Here is an 18,133-nt window from a genome sequence, read left to right as displayed (position 1 = left end):
CGGATGGAGGGGCGATGCTTTACCAGGATCTGATCGCCTTGAAACGCGACGGCGCGGCGCTGTCGTCTGACCAGATCGCGACCCTTGCGCGCGGGCTCAGCGACGGCAGCCTCTCTGACGCACAGGCGGGCGCGCTCGCCATGGCGATTGTTTTGCGTGGCATGGATGCTGCCGAGACAGCCGCCCTGACCTTGGCGATGCGCGATTCGGGGCAAAAGCTGCACTGGGATACCGGCCCTGTCATTGACAAGCATTCGACCGGCGGGGTGGGCGACACGGTCTCAGTCGTGCTGGCCCCGGCACTTGCCGCCTGTGGGGCGGTGGTGCCTATGATCTCTGGCCGGGGATTGGGGCATACGGGCGGCACACTGGATAAGCTGGAAGCGATACCGGGCTACATCGTTAACCCGGACCCGACGCGGCTGCGCGCGGTGGTTGCAGGTGCCGGATGCGCCATTGTGGGGGCCAGCGCCGAACTGGCCCCGGCGGACCGGCGGCTATATGCGATCCGCGATGTGACCGCGACCGTGGCGTCGCAACCGCTGATCGTGGCCTCTATCTTGTCAAAGAAACTGGCGGCGGGCGTCCAAGGGTTGGTGCTGGATGTGAAAACCGGCTCTGGCGCGTTCATCTCCAACCCGTCCGACGCACGGACTTTGGCCCAAACCTTGGTCGATGTGTCCACGCGCGCAGGCTGCCCGGCCCGCGCTGTGCTGAGCGATATGAGCCAACCTCTGGCACCGGCGGCGGGAAACCTTGTGGAACTGACTGTCGCGCTGGAGCTGTTGCGGGGCAATGCGGCAGCGGCACCGCGACTGCACGAGATGGTGCTGGTTCTGGGGGGCGAGGCGCTTACGCTTTCCGGGCTTGTGCGCGACGCCGCCGAGGGACGCGCGCGGATTGCGGAAACGCTTGGTTGTGGCGCTGCGGCAGAGCTTTTCGGGCGCATGGTCGCGGGCCTTGGCGGGCCTAACGACTTTGTCGAGCGTAGCGCTGTCTATCTGGAGCGCGCGCCTGTCATCCGTGCAATCCCAGCAGCCGTTGCGGGCCGGGTCGCGGGCTATGATACCCGCGCCATTGGTCAGGCGGTGATCGGCTTGGGTGGCGGACGGCGCGCGGCCAGTGACAAGATCGACCCCCATGTCGGCTTTTCCGCGATTGCGCCCATCGGAGCAGATCTCAGCATGGGCGATCCTCTCGGCATGGTTCATGCCGCAACCGATGCCGATGCTCAGACAGCCAGCGCCGCGTTCCAAACCGCCTGCCAGATTGCCCGGCAGGCGACCGAACCCGTCCTTGTGTCAGAGATTATCTGAACCGACGCGCAGCGGCTAAACTGACCGCCAGCAGCACAAGCAGCGCCCAGATCGGCACATCCCCCCAGCGGGCATAGGGCGTGGGCGGCAGGGCAGGCGGCAGCGCGATGTCGATAAACCCGTCCTCCCCCAAAACAAGCTGGCCAAGCGGTTGGCCATACCCATCAAAACCGGCGCTGACCCCGGTATTGGCGCTGCGTAACAAGGGCAGCCCTTGTTCGACCGCCCGCAACCGCGCTTGCGCCAAATGTTGATAAGGCCCGGAAAACGTGCCGAACCACGCATCATTCGTTACCTGCAACAGCCAATCGGGGCGGGGAGCGATGCGACTGTGGCGCGGAAAGATCGCCTCGTAGCAGATTAACGGCAAGGCGCGGCCCAAGGGGCCAAGGTCCAGCGCGCGTGGGCCGGGGCCGGGGCTGTAGCCTTGCAGGGCTTGGCCCGCCAAGCCGCCAACGGGGCTATCCGCGATCCACTCTGCAAACGGGATGTATTCGCCAAAGGGAACCAGATGATGTTTGTCATAGACCTGACCGACCTGCCCCTTGGTATCCAGAATCGCGAGACTGTTGAAATAGCGCCCGGCGTCCAGCCGTTGCACCCCGAAACCGATCTGCGTGTCGGGGCCATGTGTGCTTGCGGCATCCGCCATCATTCCAAAGGCCGCGCCCGGATAGTCCAGCAGGAACGGGACCGAGGTTTCGGGCCAGACAATTAACGCGGGCGGGTTTTGCGCGGGCGTCGCGGTCTGATCCAGCATCCGCTCGAAGAAGAACAGCGCGCGCGCCTGATCCCATTTCTCGGTCTGAGGCGCATTGGGCTGCACCAGCCGAACCACCGGCCCTGTTTGGGCCATGTCGGACGGGCCGCGCGCTGCGCCCCAAACCCATGCCGCCGCCAAAACCGCGATCATCACGCCGCTGCCCAGCATCCGCCCGCGCCATGTCTGCGCCAAGCCCAGCAGCGCCGCGACACCCAGCACAATGCCAGAGAGCAGTCCCGCGCCGCCAAGGCTGGCCAGTTGCACCAGCGGCGTATCGATCAGAACATGCCCCAGCATGGCCCACGGAAAGCCCGTCAGCACCCAGCCGCGCAGCAGTTCCAGTGCAAGGAATATAACTGCGACCAGCACCGGACCAAACCGGGCCGCCAGACCCGCGCCCGCCCAGAACAGCGCCATGCCACCGGCCATGAAGGCCAGCGCGAAAGGGGCCATCCAGCCATGAACGGCAGGGTTGATGAAGAAGGGCTGCACGATCCAGACAAGTGCCAACCCAAAATACCCAAGCCCGCCAAGCCATAGCCAGCGTGTCGCGCCGCGCGGGGTTGGGGGCATTAGGCTGAACAGCGCGGTCGCAGCCAGCAGCGTTGCCCACCACCAGCCGAGAGGGGCGTGCCCCAGCGCCATGACCGCGCCCAAGGCTGGCGCGGCAAGCCACTGGGGCGGCAGTCTCATTGGGGGGCGCTTTGCAGGCCTTCGGGCAAATGCACGCGCAAACGGCGGATGCGGCGTGGGTCTGCCTCGATCACCTCGAACTCCAGGCCAGAGGGGTGCTCTACCATCTCACCGCGCACCGGAACATGGCCCGAAAGCACGAAGACAAGACCACCCAACGTGTCGACCTCCTCATCCATGTCCTCATAGGCGAGGGTCATGCCCAGCACCTCTTCCAGTTCTTCTAGCGGTGTGCGCGCATCGGCCATGTATGTGGCCTCATCCACGCGTTGGATGGTGACTTCTTCTTCGGTGTCGTGTTCGTCCTCGATCTCTCCCACGACCTGTTCCAACAGGTCTTCGATCGTGACCAGCCCATCCACCCCGCCATATTCGTCGATGACCAGCGCCATATGCGTGCGGTCCGCCTGCATCTTGCGCAGCAATACGGAGAGCGTCATGGATGGTGGAACATACAGGATCGGGCGCAGCAAGGGTGCAAGGTCAAGGTCGTGATGTCCGTTGAACCCGTAGTGCAGCGCAAGATCCTTCAGCAGAAGCAGGCCCAGGGGCTTGTCGAGCGTGTCTTCGTAAACCGGTATCCGGGAATAGCCTGAATTGCGGAATTCCTGAACAATGTCCTTCAGGTCCGTGTCGACACTAAGCGCCACGATTTCCGCTTTGGGGACGGCCACATCCTCGACCCGCAGTCGTTGCAGATTTGCCAGCCCGGGAAGTGTTCGTCCCAGTCTTTCGCTCTGGCCCTCGACCTCGTCCGGGGAAAATGCATCGAACAGGCGGCTAAACAGCCCGCGCGGTTCGGTTCCGGTTTCCTCTTGCGCGCCATGCGCCGCGCTAGATCCGTCTGTTGTGTCGCCCATTGGTCCTTTCCGACATTAAAGAGGCATCTCGGCCCCGCCCTCATATGGGTTCGGTAGCCCCATGCTGGCAAGTATCGCGATTTCTGTTTCTTCCATCAGCGCGGCATCTTTGTCACGGATATGGTCATAACCCAAAAGATGTAACACCGAATGAACGATGAGATGTGTCACATGCGCGGAAAACGGTTTGCGTTGTTCTTCCGCCTCGCGGGCGCAGGTTTCAAAGGCCAACGCAATATTGCCCAGCGATTCGGGGTCGTCTACGTCGCCCTCTGGCGGCAGGTCGGGCGTATCGCCCTCGGTTGCGGCAGACAAATCCCATGCGGGCCAGCTTAGCACGTTCGTCGGTGTCGGTTTTCCGCGAAACTGCGCGTTAAGGTCTGCGATCCGCGCGTCATCGCAGGCCAGCAGCGCGATTTCATACTCGGCTGCGGGCAGGTCGACATGCGACAGGGTGGCGCGAGCCGCAGGTTCTGCCAAACCGTGCAAGGCGGATAAGTCCCAGTCTCCCGCTTCATGAACAAGGTCCAGCAGGTCAGCCACTTGTTTCCTCGTCTTTTTCGTAAGCGCGGATAATGCGGGCCACCAGCGGATGGCGCACCACGTCGGACGATGTGAAATAGCTGAAGCGAATGCCGTCTACCCCGTCCAGAATCCGTTCCGCCGCACGCAGGCCCGATTGCACGCCACGTGGAAGGTCGATCTGGCTGCGGTCGCCGGTGATGACCATGCGCGAGCCCTCGCCCAGACGGGTCAGGAACATCTTCATTTGCATTTCTGTCGCGTTCTGCGCCTCGTCCAGCAGAACAAACGCGTTCGAGAGCGTCCTGCCGCGCATGAAGGCCAATGGCGCAATTTCGATCCGGCGCTCTTCCATCAGCTTTTGCAACTGCTTGCCGGGCAGAAAATCATTCAGCGCATCGTAAAGCGGCTGCATGTAGGGGTCGACTTTTTCCTTCATGTCGCCGGGCAGGAAGCCCAGCCGCTCACCCGCTTCCACGGCGGGGCGGGATAGGATAATCTTGTCCACATGACCATCGGCAAACATCTGCACGGCGGCGGCAACGGCGATATAGGTCTTGCCGGTGCCCGCAGGGCCGATCCCGAAATTCAGCTCTGCGTCCAGCAGGGCGCGGGTATAGGCCTGTTGCGCTTCGGTGCGCGGGATGATCGTTTTCTTGCGCGTCCGCAGTTCCAGACGGCCCGCGCGGAACATTTCCATCTGTTCGGGCGCGGCCTCTTCGGGGTTGCCCAGCCGGATCAGCGCGGCAATATCGCCGTGATCCAGCGAACGCCCTTCTGTCAGCATCTGATACATGGATTGCAGCACTTCGCCTGCTTCGGCGCGCGCATCCCCCATGACGGCCAGTTGGTTGCCCCGCCGCACGATCTGCACGCCGAGCTGGCTTTCGATCTGTGTCAGGTTGCGGTCATACTCGCCACATAACTCCACCAGCAGGCGGTTATCGGCGAATTCTAGATGCACACTGGCATCGTCTGCCCCGGTAGCCGGGGTCATGGTGCTGATACCCAAGCGGGTCTCCCATTCATGGCGTTTGGCCTTGCATAATGCTGCCAAGCGTGCCGCCCAGTTGCAAGCACTCTTTCTGCGACGCGCAGGGTTTTGCCCACCAGATGGAAGGTGCGGCTATCGGTGCGCCCCAAGATGTGGCGCTACCATGTAAAACGCGCGGCCCGGTTGGGCCGCGCGCGTCATGTCGTTCTGTGATGGCTTATTCCGCCGGGACGGGCGTGGCACCGTTGGATGCGCTGAAATGGCGACGGTTCAGCAGCAGCACCAGCCAGATCATCGCGACTTGTGCTGCAATCGCCAGCGCCGTGATGGCCCAGAAAGCAATGCCAAACTTGTCCAAGATTCCGGCCTTGACCAACCCGTTATTCAGGAAGAATTGCAACATGACCGACAGCGCCACACCGGGGCAGACAAGCGCATAAGCACCGGCAGAGTTTTCCGACCCAAAGAGGAAACGGCCTGCATAGCCCTGCTTGACCAAGACCAAACCACCAAACAGCAGGATGGCGACTTGCGTGGCCAGCAACTTAGAGGTCAAAGCCAGCGTGGCCCCGGCGCCTTCGTCAATGCCGAAATGCACCCCGAACCCATGCGCTTGGCGCAGCATCAGAATGCCCAGCACTGTCAGAAGCGGGACGATGATAAGCAGCGTCGGCGCGGTTTCGGCATTTGCACCGTTTTCCATCATGGAACGCAGACCAAGGAACATGGCAACCACCGCGATCAGCGCGCTTGTCATCAGGAAGAAGGTCGAGATGGCAATTGACGTGCCGGCAACCGTGGCGCTTGTGCTCATCGCCGCAGGGGCGGACAGGCCGACACCAACCATGGCAAAGGCGAACGCGGGCAGGATTTGGCCAAAGTTATTGTTGGCCGCGCAGTTGAAGCCGCCTTCCGTCAGCACGCGGCCCAGAAAGCCACCATATTGTTTCAGGGCCAAAACACCGATGGCCATAAAGGCAACCATTGCCAACGGGAACAGGTATTCCACGATCGACCACAGGCCCGGAACAAAGACGAGACCCGCGATGAAGCCGCCATTGACGGCCATGGCCAGTGCCAAGGGCAGCGCCAGCATCTGGCTCTGCGCGTTGGTCTTGGCGAATGCCGCGAAGGCGTCGGTTTTGCGCCATGCGCTGTAGCGTTGCAGGTTCCAGATCAGGAACTTGATGTTCTGAAAGGCAAAGAACGCGATCCCGGCCACGGCGGTCACGATCATGGCTTGGGTCATGGGGGTGCCGCTGGCGAATGCGGCCATGATGTCTTCGAACACCGGGACGGTTTTGCCGGGATGCGGAATCCAGAACATCAACCACATGAAGAATGTCACCGTCAGGCCACCGGCGCCGACAGAGGCGAGGAAGTAGAGCGGCGAATAGGTATCGGATGGTTTGCGGGTCGACATGATGCCCTCCTATCATATTTACAAATATGAATATGAATATTTAAGGGGCAGAATGCACTGCGACGCACGGTCGCAGGATGCGTTTTTCGCAACGGTTCCGCACCGCTTTTGCGCGTTCATGCGTTCAGGGCTGCCGATGCGCGTCCACGACAAGACGTATTAGAGCCTTAGGAGGGCTGGAAACTGGGGCTTGCCCATTGAATTGAATGGAACAGAGAAAGCGCTCGCGCTGATCGCAACGTAATGCGCCGATAGTGTCGCCGTGGCCGAACGAATCGGTTCCGGGTCTCGGAGCCAGACCAAACCCGAAGGGCAGGTGTTCTTTAGCGGCCCTCGAAACTGGCGGGGCGCTTTTCCAGAAATGCCAGCACGCCTTCCTTGAAATCGCGGGTCTTGCCGGCTTCTGCCTGCAAGCGCGCTTCCAGCTCCAGTTGCGTGTTCAGCGGGTTCGACAGGCTGTCGCGCAGCGCGCGGCGGATGTTGCGATAGGCCACTGTTGGTCCATCAGCCAACATGCGTGCCCGTGCCATCCAGAGTGTCTCAAACGCGCCAGCGGGGGCGGTTTCCCAGATCATGCCCCAGTCCACGGCCTGTTGCGCTGTGATCCGTTCTGCAAACAGCATGGCCCCCATGGCGCGGGCAAAGCCCACCTGTCGTGGCAAGAACCATGTGCCGCCTGCATCCGGGATCAGCCCGATCTTGGAAAATGCCTGAATGAACACCGCATCGTCTTGCGCAATGACCACATCCGCCGCCAGCGCCAGATTGGCCCCTGCCCCTGCCGCTGCGCCATTCACCGCACAGATCACCGGCACAGGCGCGTCATAGATCGCGCGCAGCATCGGTTCGTATTCTTCGCGCAGCGTGCGTTCCAGGTCGATATCGGCGGCGCTGCCGCCATCGCCCAGGTCTTGCCCAGAACAAAACGCCCGACCTTCGCCGGTCAAAACCAGCACGCGCACCCGGCTGGCCAGGTCTTTCAGCGCATGGGTCAGTTCGGCCCGCATTTGGCGGTTGAGCGCGTTCATCATGTCGGGGCGCGCCAGCGTGACAATGCCGATGCCGCCGTCTTCGCGGGTTGTGATCGTCTGGTAATCCATGATGTCCTCACGCCTGATCTGGCGCGATAGTGGCGCAAAGCCGGGGCAGGTGAAAGCCCGGACCTTGCGTTAGTCGTTCAGCAACTCATTCAGCCTTTGCTTTTCTGCGTCGCTCAGGTCGGTAGTGTCGGGCTGTTGCCGGGCGCGGTTGCGAAGGTAGATCAACGCGCCACCCAGCGCGAACAGGAACAGCGTAGGCGCCGCAATCCACAAGATCACGTTGCTGCCTTCGGTGGTCGGGCGTAGCAAGACATATTCACCGAACCGATCCACCAGAAAGGCGACAACCTCATCATCGGTGTCGCCTGCGACAAGCCGTTCGCGCACCAAGATGCGCATGTCACGGGCCAGATCGGCATTCGATTCGTCGATGGATTCGTTGCGGCACACAAGGCACCGCAGCCCCGATGACAGGTCGCGCGCCCGCTGCTCCAGCACCGGATTGTCCAGAATTTCATCCGGCTGCACGGCCAAGGCTGGCCCGTTCAGGGCCAGCATCAGCGCAACGGCTATGAGATGCAGCGCCCTCATTCGGCAGGCACCGCGTTGGGCCCGACCCGCTTTTTGGCACCGGCAGCCACCCGGTAGCGGCGGTCGCTCAGCGACAACAAGCCCCCCAGCGCCATAAGCGCGCAGCCCATCCAGAGCCAGTTGGCAAATGGCTTGATATAGGTTCGCACGGCCCAGCCACCATTATCCTGCGGATCGCCCAGCGTTACATACAGGTCGCGGTGGATTTTGTAATTGATCGCGGCTTCGGTCGTGGGCATTCCGGCAATCGGGTAGAACCGCTTTTCCGGGCGCAACACAGATACGGGTTCACCGTCGCGCGTGGCCTCTATGATCCCCATGGTCGAGGTATAGTTCGGCCCTTGCACGCGTTCCACGCCAGCCAAGGTCAGTGTGTAGCCGCCTTTGTCGAAATTCTCGCCAATCTGCAACACGCGGATATCTTCGCTTTGCCACCCCTCTAGCGCGGCAACGGCAAAGACGGTCATGCCCAGCCCGGCATGCGCCGTGGCCTTGCCCCAATCCGCGCGCGGCAGGCGGGTCAGACGGGCCAGACGGTTCCCGATGCCCCCGCGCCCGGTGCGAAGCCACAAATCAGCGGCTGCTCCCATCACAACCCAAAGCCCCAGCGCGACACCAACAGGCACGATCGCAGAGTTGCCGGTCTGCATGGCCCAGACCAATGCGCCCATGGCCAGCGACAACGCAGCCAGCCCCCAAAGCGGGCGCATCACCCGCGACAGGTTGCCGCGTTTCCAAGGCATCATGGCACCAATCGGCAGGATCATGGCCAACGCGACCGCGAAGGGTGTGAAGGCGGCGTCAAAGAAGGGCGGACCGACCGACAACACACGGTCGAACACCATTTCAGACACCAGCGGCCACATCGTCCCGATGAACACCACGAAGGACGACACGGCCAGCAAGACATTGTTCATGACCAAGGCCGATTCGCGGCTGATGGTGGAAAACACGCCCTTCGCTTCCAGTTGTTCGGCGCGGAAGGCAAATAGCGTAAGCGCACCGCCCAAGAAGGCCGCCATGATCAGCAGGATGAAGATCCCGCGATCCGGGTCTGTGGCGAAGGCGTGGACAGATGTCAGCAACCCCGAGCGCACCACGAACGTGCCCATTAGCGAAAAACCGAAGCCCAGAATTGCCAGCAGGATTGTCCAGCTTTTCAGCGCCTCGCGTTTTTCCACCACGATGGCAGAGTGCAGCAATGCTGCCGCGAACAGCCATGGCATAAGACTGGCGTTTTCCACCGGGTCCCAGAACCAGTAGCCACCCCAGCCCAATTCATAATAGGCCCACCACGACCCAAGCGCGATGCCGATGGTCAGAAACACCCAAGCGGCCAGCGTCCAGGGACGCACCCAGCGTCCCCAAGCCGCATCGACCCGGCCTTCGATCAGGGCGGCCACGGCAAAGCTGAACGCCATAGACAGCCCGACATAGCCCAAATACAGAAACGGCGGATGAAACGCCAAACCAGGGTCTTGCAGAAGCGGGTTCAGGTCGGTGCCGTCAAAGGGTGGCTGGGCCAAACGGGTGAAGGGGTTTGACGTAAAGATGGTGAAGGCCATGAAGGCCGCCGTCACCGAAGATTGAACCGCCAACACCCGGGCTTGCAGGCTGCGTGGCAGGTTGCCGCCGAACCATGCGGCGGAGGCCCCGAACAAAGTCAGGGTTAACACCCAGAGCAGCATCGACCCTTCATGATTGCCCCAAACGCCCGACAGCTTGTATAGCAGCGGCTTCAGCGTGTGCGAATTATCCACTACAAGCTTGACGGAGAAATCCGATACGATGAAGGCGTATGTCAGCGCAGCGTAGGAGAGCGCGGTCAAAGTGAATTGAACGCTGGCCATGGGGGCTGCAACCCCCATCCAGGCGCGCCAGCCTTTATGGGCGCCGACCAACGGGATCACGGTTTGTGCCAATGCCACGGCAAAAGCAAGTATGAGGGCGAAGTGTCCGAGTTCTACTATCATGGGTCCGGTGATAACCTATGCGATGAAGCTAGCAAACAACTGATAGCATATGCGGATGCGGTCAAGGGTCACAGGCGCGTCAACGCAGGCTTGTCCAATGGTCGCAAGCGCCATGATCCAGTCTTGACCAAGCTCCAGACCCGCGCCAGCGTGATCCAAACCTTGGCACAAGGACGCCGCATGACCGACAATCCCAGCAGTATCGACGCCACGCAGACCCTGCTTGCCGGGCAATCCTATCTTGCCGACCGTGCGCTGGCGACCGTTCTGTTTCTGGCGCTCAAGCTCGGTCGACCTATTTTTCTTGAGGGTGAGCCCGGCACCGGCAAGACCGAAATCGCCAAGGCTCTCGCCTCAGCCCTCGGTCGTCGCCTGATCCGGCTGCAATGCTATGAAGGGCTCGACGCGGCCTCTGCGGTCTATGAATGGAATTTCGCAGCCCAGATGCTCGCCATTCGCAGCGCCGAAGCCTCTGGCGACAAGACCGACCTGCACGCGCGTCTTTTCGGCGCCGACTACCTGATCGAACGCCCCCTGCTCGAAGCAATGCGTCCGCAGCCCGGCGGTGCGCCGGTGCTGCTCATCGACGAAATCGACCGAACCGACGAACCGTTCGAAGCCTTCCTGCTCGAAGCTCTCTCCGATTTTCAGGTCACGATTCCCGAATTGGGCACGATTCAGGCCGCGACCCCGCCGATCGTCATTCTCACCTCGAATCGCACGCGCGAAGTGCACGATGCGCTCAAGCGCCGCTGCCTCTATCACTGGGTTGATTACCCAAGCTTCGACCGCGAGCGCGCCATTTTGCAAGCCCGCGCCCCCGAGGCCTCGGATACCCTCTCGCGTGAAGTCGTTGCTTTTGTGCAGCGCCTGCGCACGGAAGACCTGTTCAAGAAACCGGGTGTGGCTGAAACCATCGATTGGGCGAAATGCCTGCTCGCACTCGATGTGCTTGAACTCTCGCCCGAAACCATCGCCGACACGCTGGGTGCGATCCTGAAATATCAGGACGACATTGCCCGCCTGCAAGGGTCGGAAGCGAAGAAGCTCCTCGACGAAGCTCGCCAATCCCTGACCACTGTATGAGGTTCATCCTTGCTCAAATATCCCGGGGTGAATGGTCCCGCAGGGACCAGAGGGGCAGCGCCCCTCAACCCTGCCGGGGCGCAGCCACGGCCCTCGTAAAGGCATGGGGCGCAGCCCCTCCGCTGGATTAGCCATGGCGGAATATACCGAACTGGCGCTGCCAGAGGACGGCAAGCTTCTTGACAATATCACCCATTTCGCGCGGGCCTTGCGGCGAGCGGGTCTGCCGATCGGGCCGGGGCGGGTCCAAACCGCCATTCAGGCGATTGCAGCGGCAGGGTTCGACCGCAAGGCGGATTTTTACTGGACGTTGCACGCCGTTTTCGTCAACCGCCCCGAAGAGCGTCAGGTCTTCGCGCAGGTGTTCCGCCTCTATTGGCGCGATCCGCGGTATCTGGAGCATATGATGTCCATGATGCTGCCGGCGATCCGCAATGTGTCCGAAGAAAAAGCCGCCGCTGCCGCTGCCAAACGCGCCGCCGAGGCGCTTTTGGATGGGGCAGAAGCGCCCGATTTGCCCAGCCAGCCCAAGGACAGTGACGAGACAGAGATCGAGATCGACGCGTCACAAACGGCCTCGACCGAGGAACGCCTGCGCAGCCTCGATTTCGAACAGATGTCGACTGACGAAGCCGCGCAGGCCCGCCGGATGCTTGCGCGCTTGACCTTGCCGGTGAAACCCATCGCCACGCGTCGCCATGCGCCGGACCCGCGCGGGCGCAAGCCCGATTGGCGGCGCAGCCTGCGTGCCGCCGCGCGGGCAGGGGGCGAGTTGCGGCATCTGCACCGCCAGACGCCACGCACCCGATGGCCTGCTTTGGTTGTGCTGTGCGACATTTCCGGGTCGATGTCTCAGTATTCGCGCATGGTGCTGCATTTCGTCCATGCGGTCGCCAACCGTCAGGGCCAAGGCTGGGCCAAGGTCCACGCTTTCACTTTTGGCACACGGCTGACCAATATCTCGCGGCATCTGAAAACCCGCGACGTGGACAGCGCCCTGAACGCCGCCGGGGCAGAGGCGCAGGACTGGCAGGGCGGCACCCGAATCGGTGGCTGCCTGCGCGCCTTCAATGTCGATTGGTCGCGCCGCGTGTTGGCGCAGGGCGCAGTCGTCTTGCTCATCTCTGACGGGCTGGACCGCGACGATCCGGCCCTTCTGGCACGAGAGATGGAGCGGCTGCACTTGTTCGCACGTCGCGTCATCTGGCTGAACCCGTTGCTGCGTTGGGACGGTTTCGCCCCCCGCGCGCGCGGTGTGCGCGCCATGCTGCCGCATGTCGACGCATTTCGCGCCGCGCATTCCATCGCCTCGCTCGAAGCCTTGGCCGATGCGATATCCGACCCGTCCGACCATGGCGAGAAAGCCCGTTTGATGGCGACCCTCTCTGATTAGGCCGAGCTTGAGCGTCTTCGTCACGCAAGGGCTCTTTTCCTTTGTGGCTGTTTGCGTCACGATCCCTGCTATGATGCGCGCGTTCCTTGGCCTTGAAATTCCCCCGCATATCGGCGCGCAGCTTTTGCTGCAAAGCCACAAACTGCCCGTGGCGCGCAAGCAACCGCCAGAGAATTATCACCTGACACTGGTCTTTCTGGGGGAGCAGCCGTTCGACGTGTTGGAAGAGCTTGACCTTGCCTTGCAAGAGTTCCGCGCGCCCGCCCCAACGGTTCAACTTGCGGGGCTGGGGCTGTTTGGGGGCGCAAAGCCGCACAATCTGCACGCGGGTGTTGTGCCGAACCCGGCCTTGGCCCATCTGCAAAAGCGGCTGGAAACACTGGCGCGCGGCTTCGGGATGGACATCCCCCGCCGCAAATTCACCCCGCATGTTACGCTGGCCTATCTGCGCCCGGCGGATTTTGAGCTTGGTGAGTTGGAAATGGCGCTCGCGCGCGGGATGGGTTTTGCCAGTGATCCCTTCACGCCAGATGCGCTGGCGATGTTCCGTGTTCACCAAGGAAAACACGGCAACCGATACGATGTTGCTGCGGATTACCCGTTGTCGAACCGGTAGCTGTGCAGTGTCGCCCCGTGGCTGCGCAACCATGCGCGATGTGCTGCGTAATCCGGCATGATCCGGGCCACAGTGGCCCAATAGGCGCGCGAATGGTCCATGTGAACAAGATGCGCGGCCTCATGCGCGGCAACGTAGTCCTGCACGATGGGCGGGGCCATCGCCAGCCGCCAGCAGAACATCAGCCGTCCTTGCGCCGTGCATGACCCCCAGCGCGAGCGCGTGTCGCGCAAGGACACCGCAGCCACCGTGCGGCCCAGAGCCTGTGCATAATGGTCGGCCATCGGCACCAACCTGTCGCGCGCGCGGGTTTTCAGAAACGCCGCCACGCGCGCACCGGCGGGGCCAGTTTCCGGGACCAGCAGGCGGTCGTCCTTAAGCGTAACACTGCGGACCGGGGCAGGTGTCACCCGGTGCAAAATGCCGTCCACCGGCACCAGCCCGCCCGGTGCAATCGGCTGCACGCCCGGCGCGCGGGCGACAGCGGCGCGCAGCCAGCCTTCTTTCTCGGACAGGAATGCCAAAGCGTGCCGGTGCGCCAGCCCGCGCGGCACGTTCAGCGTGATTTTGCCATCCAGACCCGATACGCGCAGCGACATCTGCCGTGCGCGGGCCGATGCCTTTATCTGCACGCGCAGCGCAGGTTCCCCCGGCAAAACAACAGTTTCGGTTAGTTGCGGCATGTCGCACCGTTCAATAATCGGTCATGGGGCGCGCCAGAGGGCTTTACAGGCGCGCATCCTTATGGCACGGCACGCCCTTGCACGAAAGACTCGCATTCGAAGGGGCAACCTCATGACTAATCCTGACTGGGGCGTAAAGCGCATTTGCCCGGAAACAGGCAACAAGTTCTACGATATGAACAAGAACCCGATCATCAGCCCCTACACCGGCAAGACCGTGGTGATCGAAGCGCAGGAGCGCCGCGCAGACGAAGGCAATGCCGCGCTGAAAGCCAAGGCCAAGAAAGCCGCCGAGGATGACGATGATTCATTGCTGGTCGATGATGACGATTCGGCAGATGTCAGCGACGAGCTTCTGGAAGATGATGACGACGACACGGTCGCGCTGGATGATCTGGCCGATGTTGCCGAGAATGACGACGATTAATTTGTCGAAACCCGCGCGGGGTTACGATTTTCCGCTTGCACTGACAAAGCGGCTTTCGTAATACCCGCGCATCAAGGCAATGGCCTTGGTATTGGGGCCTTAGCTCAGCTGGGAGAGCGCCTGCATGGCATGCAGGAGGTCAGCGGTTCGATCCCGCTAGGCTCCACCAATTTTCTATGAATTTTAGGTTCTAGACCGCAGGCCGACGCAGTTTCGGCTTCGTCTGGTTTAGCCAATTCGCCGCGAAAATCACCGCGCCTCCAAGGAACACGAACGGATCCAGCGCTTCGGAATATAGCGCCATCCCGACCAGCGCGATGATGGGCAGGCGGAAAAATTCCATCGGGGCGACGATGGTGGCTGGGGCCAGCCCCAGCGCCGATGTCAGGCAGTAATGCGCGCTTAAGCCTGTCAGCCCCACCAGCACGATCCAGCCCCAGATTGCTGGGCTGGGCCATGTAAATCCACCCCACTGCGCCAAGGCCAGGCCGAACAGGGTTTGCAAAGCCGTCATCCAGAATAGCACGCATAGAACGTTGTCATGACGCATGATGCGTTTGGTCAGCAGCAGGTTCATGGCAAAAGCGATTGCGCACAGAACCCCCGCCAAATGCCCGCTGCTCAGCGGTTGCACGCCCGGTTGCGCCACGATCAAAATGCCGCTGAAGCCCAGAAGCGCGATCCATAAGCGGCGGCGGGTGAATATCTCGCCCACCACCAGCGGGGCCAGCACCGCCACCCAGATCGGAGAGGTGAATTCCAGCGCGACAAGCTGCGACAGTGGAATGACCATAATCCCATAAAACCACAGGTTTTGGCCGGTGAAGTGAAAGATGTTGCGCGCCAGATGCAGGCGCAGGCTGGTCGGGCAGATTGCGGACCAGATCGCGCCACGGTGCAGTGACAAGACCAGTGTGCCGATGATCGCAAAGCCGATCAGCGACCGCCAGAACATCAGCTCGAAACTGTTCAATTCTACTTGGATCGCGCGGCCCGATATGGCCATCAGCGTAAAGGAAGCTATCGCCCCGCACATCCACAAGGCGGCCTTGAAGGGCTGGGCTTCGGGCAGGGGCGGGGCTTGGACGGTCATGGCCGCCAAAAGCAGACAAATCCGCGCCGTCGTCAAGGGTCAGATGGACACTTCCGCCAGCAGCTTCTCGCGTGTCACTTGGGCAGCAGGGGCGGCAAGCCGCACTTCGCCCCGGTTTATCGCGACAAACTCATCGGCCAGATCATAAGCGAAATCGAAGAATTGCTCGACCAGCACGATGGCGATTTCGCCTTCATCGCGCAGCAATTTGATGACCTCTCCGATCTGCTTGATGATGTTGGGCTGGATGCCCTCTGTCGGTTCGTCCAGCAGCAGCACGCGGGGTTGCGCGATCAGCGCGCGTGCGATGGCAAGCTGTTGCTGTTGCCCGCCCGACAAATCGCCGCCGCGCCGCGTGCTCATCTGCTTCAGAACCGGGAACAGCTCATAAATGCGCTGCGGGATGCGGTGTTGATCCTTCGGCAAGCAGGCAAAGCCGGTTTCCAGATTCTCTGTCACCGTCAGCAGCGGGAAAATCTCGCGCCCCTGCGGGACATAGGCAATACCGGCCTTTGCTGCTTGGGCTGCGCTCAGATGGCGCAATTCCTGCCCGTCCAGCGTGATCGTGCCGCCGGAATAAGGGTGCCGCCCTGCAATGGCCTTTAGCAGACTTGTTTTGCCCACACCATTCGTGCCCATCACTGCCGTGACCGCACCGGGCCGTGCCACAAGGTCAATGCCATAAAGGATCTGTGACGCCCCGTAATGCAGCGTCAGGTTTTCCACGTTCAGCATGGCTTACCGCCCCAGATAGACATCGATCACCTCTTGGTTTTGGGTCACATGGTCCAAGCTGCCCTCGGCCAGAACTGACCCTTCATGCAGCACCGTGACCTTGCAATTCAGCCGCCGGATGAATTCCATATCATGCTCGATCACGACAACAGCGCGGGTTTTCGCCGCACGGGTCAGCAATTCTGTTGTGTGTTCACGTTCTGCCGGGGTCATGCCCGCCGCCGGTTCATCGACCAGCAAAAGGCGCGGGTCTTGGGCCAGTAACATCCCGATTTCCAGCCATTGCTTTTGCCCGTGGCTCAGATCGCCCGCGCGGCGGGGCAGGGCGTCGGACAAGCCAATTTCATCGGCCAGTTCGGCAATGCGCGCGCGCGCCTGCCGGTTGGTCTTGTAAAACAGTACGTTGAGCGGCCCGCGCTTGTTGCGCAGCGCCATGGCAAGGTTCTCGCGCACGGTCTGATCTTCGAACACCGTGGGTTTCTGGAACTTGCGGCCAATGCCCGCGCGGGCGATGGCCGACTCAGACATGCCCAGCAGGTTCTGCGATGCCTCACCCCATAGAACGCGCCCCTCATCCGGCCGGGTCTTGCCCGTCACGATGTCCATGAAGGTGGTCTTGCCCGCGCCATTGGGGCCGATCACCGCGCGCAATTCCGGCTCTCCGATGGAAATGGACAGGTTGTTGATGGCGCGGAACCCGTCGAAGGTGACAGATACGCCAGAGACTTCCAGAAGCGCACTCATGGTTTCCTCACCAGATAGTCAAACAGCCCACCAATGCCTTTCGGGAAGAACAGCGTGACCGCCACGAACCCAAGGCCCAGCAGCACAAGCCACCAATCGGTCCAGACGATTTCGTAAAAACCAAGGTTGATATTCGGCGCACCACCGCCGGTAAACCAGCTGGAGAGCAGGCTGACCGAAGCCGCGCCAATGACTGCGCCGTAAAGCCGCCCCCGCCCGCCGATGGCGACCCAAACGGCAAGGTAGATAGAGGTAATGGGTGCAATCTCGGCGGGGTTGATGATGCCCGCTTGCGGGTAATAGAGCGCGCCTGCAATGCCTGACACGATGGCGGTCGCGGTGAAGACCACCAGCTTGTAGCTTTCGACATGGTAGCCAAGGAAGCGCACGCGGCTTTCGTTGTCGCGGATGGCACGCACCACGGACCCGAACTTGCCCGACACCAGCCACGCAAACAGCAGATAGCCAAGGCCAAGCGCTAGCGCAGAGGCCCAGAAGAACCAGAGCGCAATGGTCGATTGCGGCAGGTGCAACAGGCCAGGAATGTTCTGCAAGCCCGACAGGCCGTTGTTGCCGCGCAGGCCAGTGTCGTTCTGGAACAGGTAAAGCGACAGCGCCAGCGTCATGGCTTGCGTCAGGATCGACAGGTAAACCCCGGTCACGCGGCTGCGGAACGCGAGCCAGCCGAACACCAGCGCCAGCAGGCCCGGCACCAGAACGATCAGCAGTAGTTGCAAAGTCAGGCTATGCGCAAACCCCCAGATGAAGGGCAGTTCGGTGCTGCCGACCACGCTGAAAATCTGGCTGGCGATGGCGTCCCGCACTTCGCCCTCGGTGGCGGGGATCGGGGCGTTGGCGAGTGAGTCCCGCACGATTCCTTCCGTGCGGGCATACATCAGCCACATGCCAATGCCGTAGCCACCCAAACCAAAGAACGCGAAATGCCCAAGGCTCAGGATGCCGCAATAGCCCCAGACCACATCCATCGCGACCGCGATCAGGCAAAGGCACAGCGTCATGCCCAACACTTTCAGGAAAGAGGTCGAGATGACGCCCGCGCCAAAGCCCTCAGCGAGCGCGCTGACGATTACCGTGAACAGCGCCAGTAGCCCCAGAAACCGCAACACCGAGGGGTTTTCGGCCAGAAAGCCTTTGCGCGGGGCGAGTGTTGTCTTTGCCAT

The 18,133-nt window shown here is 61.8% G+C and carries 18 protein-coding genes and 1 tRNA gene; 6 read left to right on the top strand and 13 right to left on the bottom strand.

The window, feature by feature from the left end:
- Nucleotides 1-14: 14 nt before the first annotated feature.
- Nucleotides 15-1,316: a thymidine phosphorylase gene (locus M3N55_RS04515; RefSeq protein WP_249056811.1), complete on the top strand. Its 1,302-nt coding sequence runs from the start codon at nt 15-17 to the stop codon at nt 1,314-1,316.
- On the opposite strand, the gene lnt is transcribed toward M3N55_RS04515, so the two are convergent.
- The 8 genes from lnt to M3N55_RS04475 all read right to left on the bottom strand — a co-directional run bounded on the left by lnt (nt 1,309) and on the right by M3N55_RS04475 (nt 10,175).
- Entirely contained in the window at nt 1,309-2,772 is a 1,464-nt protein-coding gene (gene lnt, locus M3N55_RS04510) for an apolipoprotein N-acyltransferase (protein ID WP_249056809.1), read from the bottom strand. The genes M3N55_RS04515 and lnt overlap by 8 nt on opposite strands.
- Nucleotides 2,769-3,632, bottom strand: coding sequence for a transporter associated domain-containing protein (locus M3N55_RS04505; RefSeq protein WP_249056807.1), 864 nt, complete (start codon nt 3,630-3,632; stop codon nt 2,769-2,771). The genes lnt and M3N55_RS04505 overlap by 4 nt, the downstream gene beginning before the upstream one ends.
- Nucleotides 3,633-3,647: 15 nt before the next feature.
- A complete protein-coding gene (ybeY, locus tag M3N55_RS04500; protein WP_428982596.1) occupies nt 3,648-4,175 on the bottom strand; it encodes an rRNA maturation RNase YbeY in 528 nt (175 codons plus the stop codon).
- Nucleotides 4,168-5,166, bottom strand: a complete 999-nt coding sequence (locus M3N55_RS04495; RefSeq protein ID WP_428982595.1) for a PhoH family protein — start codon at nt 5,164-5,166, stop codon at nt 4,168-4,170. The genes ybeY and M3N55_RS04495 overlap by 8 nt, the downstream gene beginning before the upstream one ends.
- 199 nt (nt 5,167-5,365) lie before the next feature.
- On the bottom strand, nt 5,366-6,571 hold the full coding sequence (locus M3N55_RS04490) for a TsoY family (seleno)protein (protein ID WP_249056805.1): 1,206 nt from the start codon (nt 6,569-6,571) through the stop codon (nt 5,366-5,368).
- Between the two features lie 323 nt (nt 6,572-6,894).
- On the bottom strand, nt 6,895-7,671 hold the full coding sequence (locus M3N55_RS04485; protein WP_249056804.1) for an enoyl-CoA hydratase-related protein: 777 nt from the start codon (nt 7,669-7,671) through the stop codon (nt 6,895-6,897).
- Nucleotides 7,672-7,740: 69 nt separating this feature from the next.
- Entirely contained in the window at nt 7,741-8,193 is a 453-nt protein-coding gene (locus M3N55_RS04480) for a cytochrome c-type biogenesis protein (RefSeq protein ID WP_428982608.1), read from the bottom strand.
- Between the two features lie 5 nt (nt 8,194-8,198).
- Entirely contained in the window at nt 8,199-10,175 is a 1,977-nt protein-coding gene (locus M3N55_RS04475; protein ID WP_249056800.1) for a heme lyase CcmF/NrfE family subunit, read from the bottom strand.
- A gap of 180 nt (nt 10,176-10,355) precedes the next feature.
- Here M3N55_RS04475 and M3N55_RS04470 point away from each other — a divergent pair, with 180 nt between their 5' ends.
- The 3 genes from M3N55_RS04470 to thpR all read left to right on the top strand — a co-directional run bounded on the left by M3N55_RS04470 (nt 10,356) and on the right by thpR (nt 13,270).
- Nucleotides 10,356-11,261, top strand: coding sequence for an AAA family ATPase (locus tag M3N55_RS04470; protein ID WP_249056799.1), 906 nt, complete (start codon nt 10,356-10,358; stop codon nt 11,259-11,261).
- 133 nt (nt 11,262-11,394) lie between these two features.
- Nucleotides 11,395-12,654 (top strand): vWA domain-containing protein, encoded by a 1,260-nt coding sequence (locus tag M3N55_RS04465; protein ID WP_249056797.1) that lies wholly within the window; start codon nt 11,395-11,397, stop codon nt 12,652-12,654.
- A 70-nt stretch (nt 12,655-12,724) separates the two neighbouring features.
- Entirely contained in the window at nt 12,725-13,270 is a 546-nt protein-coding gene (gene thpR, locus M3N55_RS04460; protein WP_249056795.1) for an RNA 2',3'-cyclic phosphodiesterase, read from the top strand.
- Here thpR and M3N55_RS04455 read toward each other — a convergent pair.
- Nucleotides 13,249-13,953, bottom strand: coding sequence for a M48 family metallopeptidase (locus M3N55_RS04455; protein WP_249056794.1), 705 nt, complete (start codon nt 13,951-13,953; stop codon nt 13,249-13,251). The two genes, thpR and M3N55_RS04455, sit on opposite strands and share 22 nt — an antisense overlap.
- A 112-nt stretch (nt 13,954-14,065) precedes the next feature.
- Between M3N55_RS04455 and M3N55_RS04450 the strand changes: the two genes are divergently transcribed.
- Together M3N55_RS04450 and M3N55_RS04445 are read left to right on the top strand one after the other, a co-directional pair.
- A complete protein-coding gene (locus M3N55_RS04450; protein WP_249056792.1) occupies nt 14,066-14,380 on the top strand; it encodes a TIGR02300 family protein in 315 nt (104 codons plus the stop codon).
- Nucleotides 14,381-14,473: 93 nt separating this feature from the next.
- Nucleotides 14,474-14,549, top strand: a tRNA-Ala gene (locus tag M3N55_RS04445).
- Between the two features lie 21 nt (nt 14,550-14,570).
- On the opposite strand, the gene M3N55_RS04440 is transcribed toward M3N55_RS04445, so the two are convergent.
- Genes M3N55_RS04440 through urtC form a run of 4 tightly spaced genes read right to left on the bottom strand, consistent with a single transcriptional unit; the run spans nt 14,571 to nt 18,133 of the window.
- Nucleotides 14,571-15,473: a DMT family transporter gene (locus tag M3N55_RS04440; protein WP_249056791.1), complete on the bottom strand. Its 903-nt coding sequence runs from the start codon at nt 15,471-15,473 to the stop codon at nt 14,571-14,573.
- A gap of 39 nt (nt 15,474-15,512) precedes the next feature.
- Nucleotides 15,513-16,208 (bottom strand): urea ABC transporter ATP-binding subunit UrtE, encoded by a 696-nt coding sequence (gene urtE / locus M3N55_RS04435; RefSeq protein ID WP_249056789.1) that lies wholly within the window; start codon nt 16,206-16,208, stop codon nt 15,513-15,515.
- A gap of 3 nt (nt 16,209-16,211) precedes the next feature.
- A complete protein-coding gene (gene urtD, locus M3N55_RS04430) occupies nt 16,212-16,952 on the bottom strand; it encodes an urea ABC transporter ATP-binding protein UrtD (protein WP_249056787.1) in 741 nt (246 codons plus the stop codon).
- A complete protein-coding gene (gene urtC, locus M3N55_RS04425) occupies nt 16,949-18,133 on the bottom strand; it encodes an urea ABC transporter permease subunit UrtC (protein ID WP_249056785.1) in 1,185 nt (394 codons plus the stop codon). Before urtC ends, urtD begins: the two co-directional genes overlap by 4 nt.

It is taken from the genome of Roseinatronobacter domitianus (assembly GCF_023336755.1).
GTDB lineage: Bacteria > Pseudomonadota > Alphaproteobacteria > Rhodobacterales > Rhodobacteraceae > Roseinatronobacter > Roseinatronobacter domitianus.
Note: the sequence above shows the minus strand (reverse complement) of the source record. Positions and strands in the feature narration are given on the sequence as shown.

Excerpts from the sequence above, each read along its gene's own strand:
- M3N55_RS04450 (WP_249056792.1), top strand. The coding sequence starts at position 14,066 with ATGACTAATCCTGACTGGGGCGTAAAGCGCATTTGCCCGGAAACAGGC.
- lnt (WP_249056809.1), bottom strand. The coding sequence starts at position 2,772 with ATGAGACTGCCGCCCCAGTGGCTTGCCGCGCCAGCCTTGGGCGCGGTC.
- M3N55_RS04455 (WP_249056794.1), bottom strand. The coding sequence starts at position 13,953 with ATGCCGCAACTAACCGAAACTGTTGTTTTGCCGGGGGAACCTGCGCTG.
- M3N55_RS04475 (WP_249056800.1), bottom strand. The coding sequence starts at position 10,175 with ATGATAGTAGAACTCGGACACTTCGCCCTCATACTTGCTTTTGCCGTG.
- thpR (WP_249056795.1), top strand. The coding sequence starts at position 12,725 with ATGATGCGCGCGTTCCTTGGCCTTGAAATTCCCCCGCATATCGGCGCG.
- M3N55_RS04490 (WP_249056805.1), bottom strand. The coding sequence starts at position 6,571 with ATGTCGACCCGCAAACCATCCGATACCTATTCGCCGCTCTACTTCCTC.
- M3N55_RS04465 (WP_249056797.1), top strand. The coding sequence starts at position 11,395 with ATGGCGGAATATACCGAACTGGCGCTGCCAGAGGACGGCAAGCTTCTT.
- M3N55_RS04505 (WP_249056807.1), bottom strand. The coding sequence starts at position 3,632 with ATGGGCGACACAACAGACGGATCTAGCGCGGCGCATGGCGCGCAAGAG.
- urtE (WP_249056789.1), bottom strand. The coding sequence starts at position 16,208 with ATGCTGAACGTGGAAAACCTGACGCTGCATTACGGGGCGTCACAGATC.
- M3N55_RS04485 (WP_249056804.1), bottom strand. The coding sequence starts at position 7,671 with ATGGATTACCAGACGATCACAACCCGCGAAGACGGCGGCATCGGCATT.
- M3N55_RS04515 (WP_249056811.1), top strand. The coding sequence starts at position 15 with ATGCTTTACCAGGATCTGATCGCCTTGAAACGCGACGGCGCGGCGCTG.
- M3N55_RS04470 (WP_249056799.1), top strand. The coding sequence starts at position 10,356 with ATGACCGACAATCCCAGCAGTATCGACGCCACGCAGACCCTGCTTGCC.
- M3N55_RS04440 (WP_249056791.1), bottom strand. The coding sequence starts at position 15,473 with ATGACCGTCCAAGCCCCGCCCCTGCCCGAAGCCCAGCCCTTCAAGGCC.
- urtD (WP_249056787.1), bottom strand. The coding sequence starts at position 16,952 with ATGAGTGCGCTTCTGGAAGTCTCTGGCGTATCTGTCACCTTCGACGGG.
- urtC (WP_249056785.1), bottom strand. The coding sequence starts at position 18,133 with ATGGCAAAGACAACACTCGCCCCGCGCAAAGGCTTTCTGGCCGAAAAC.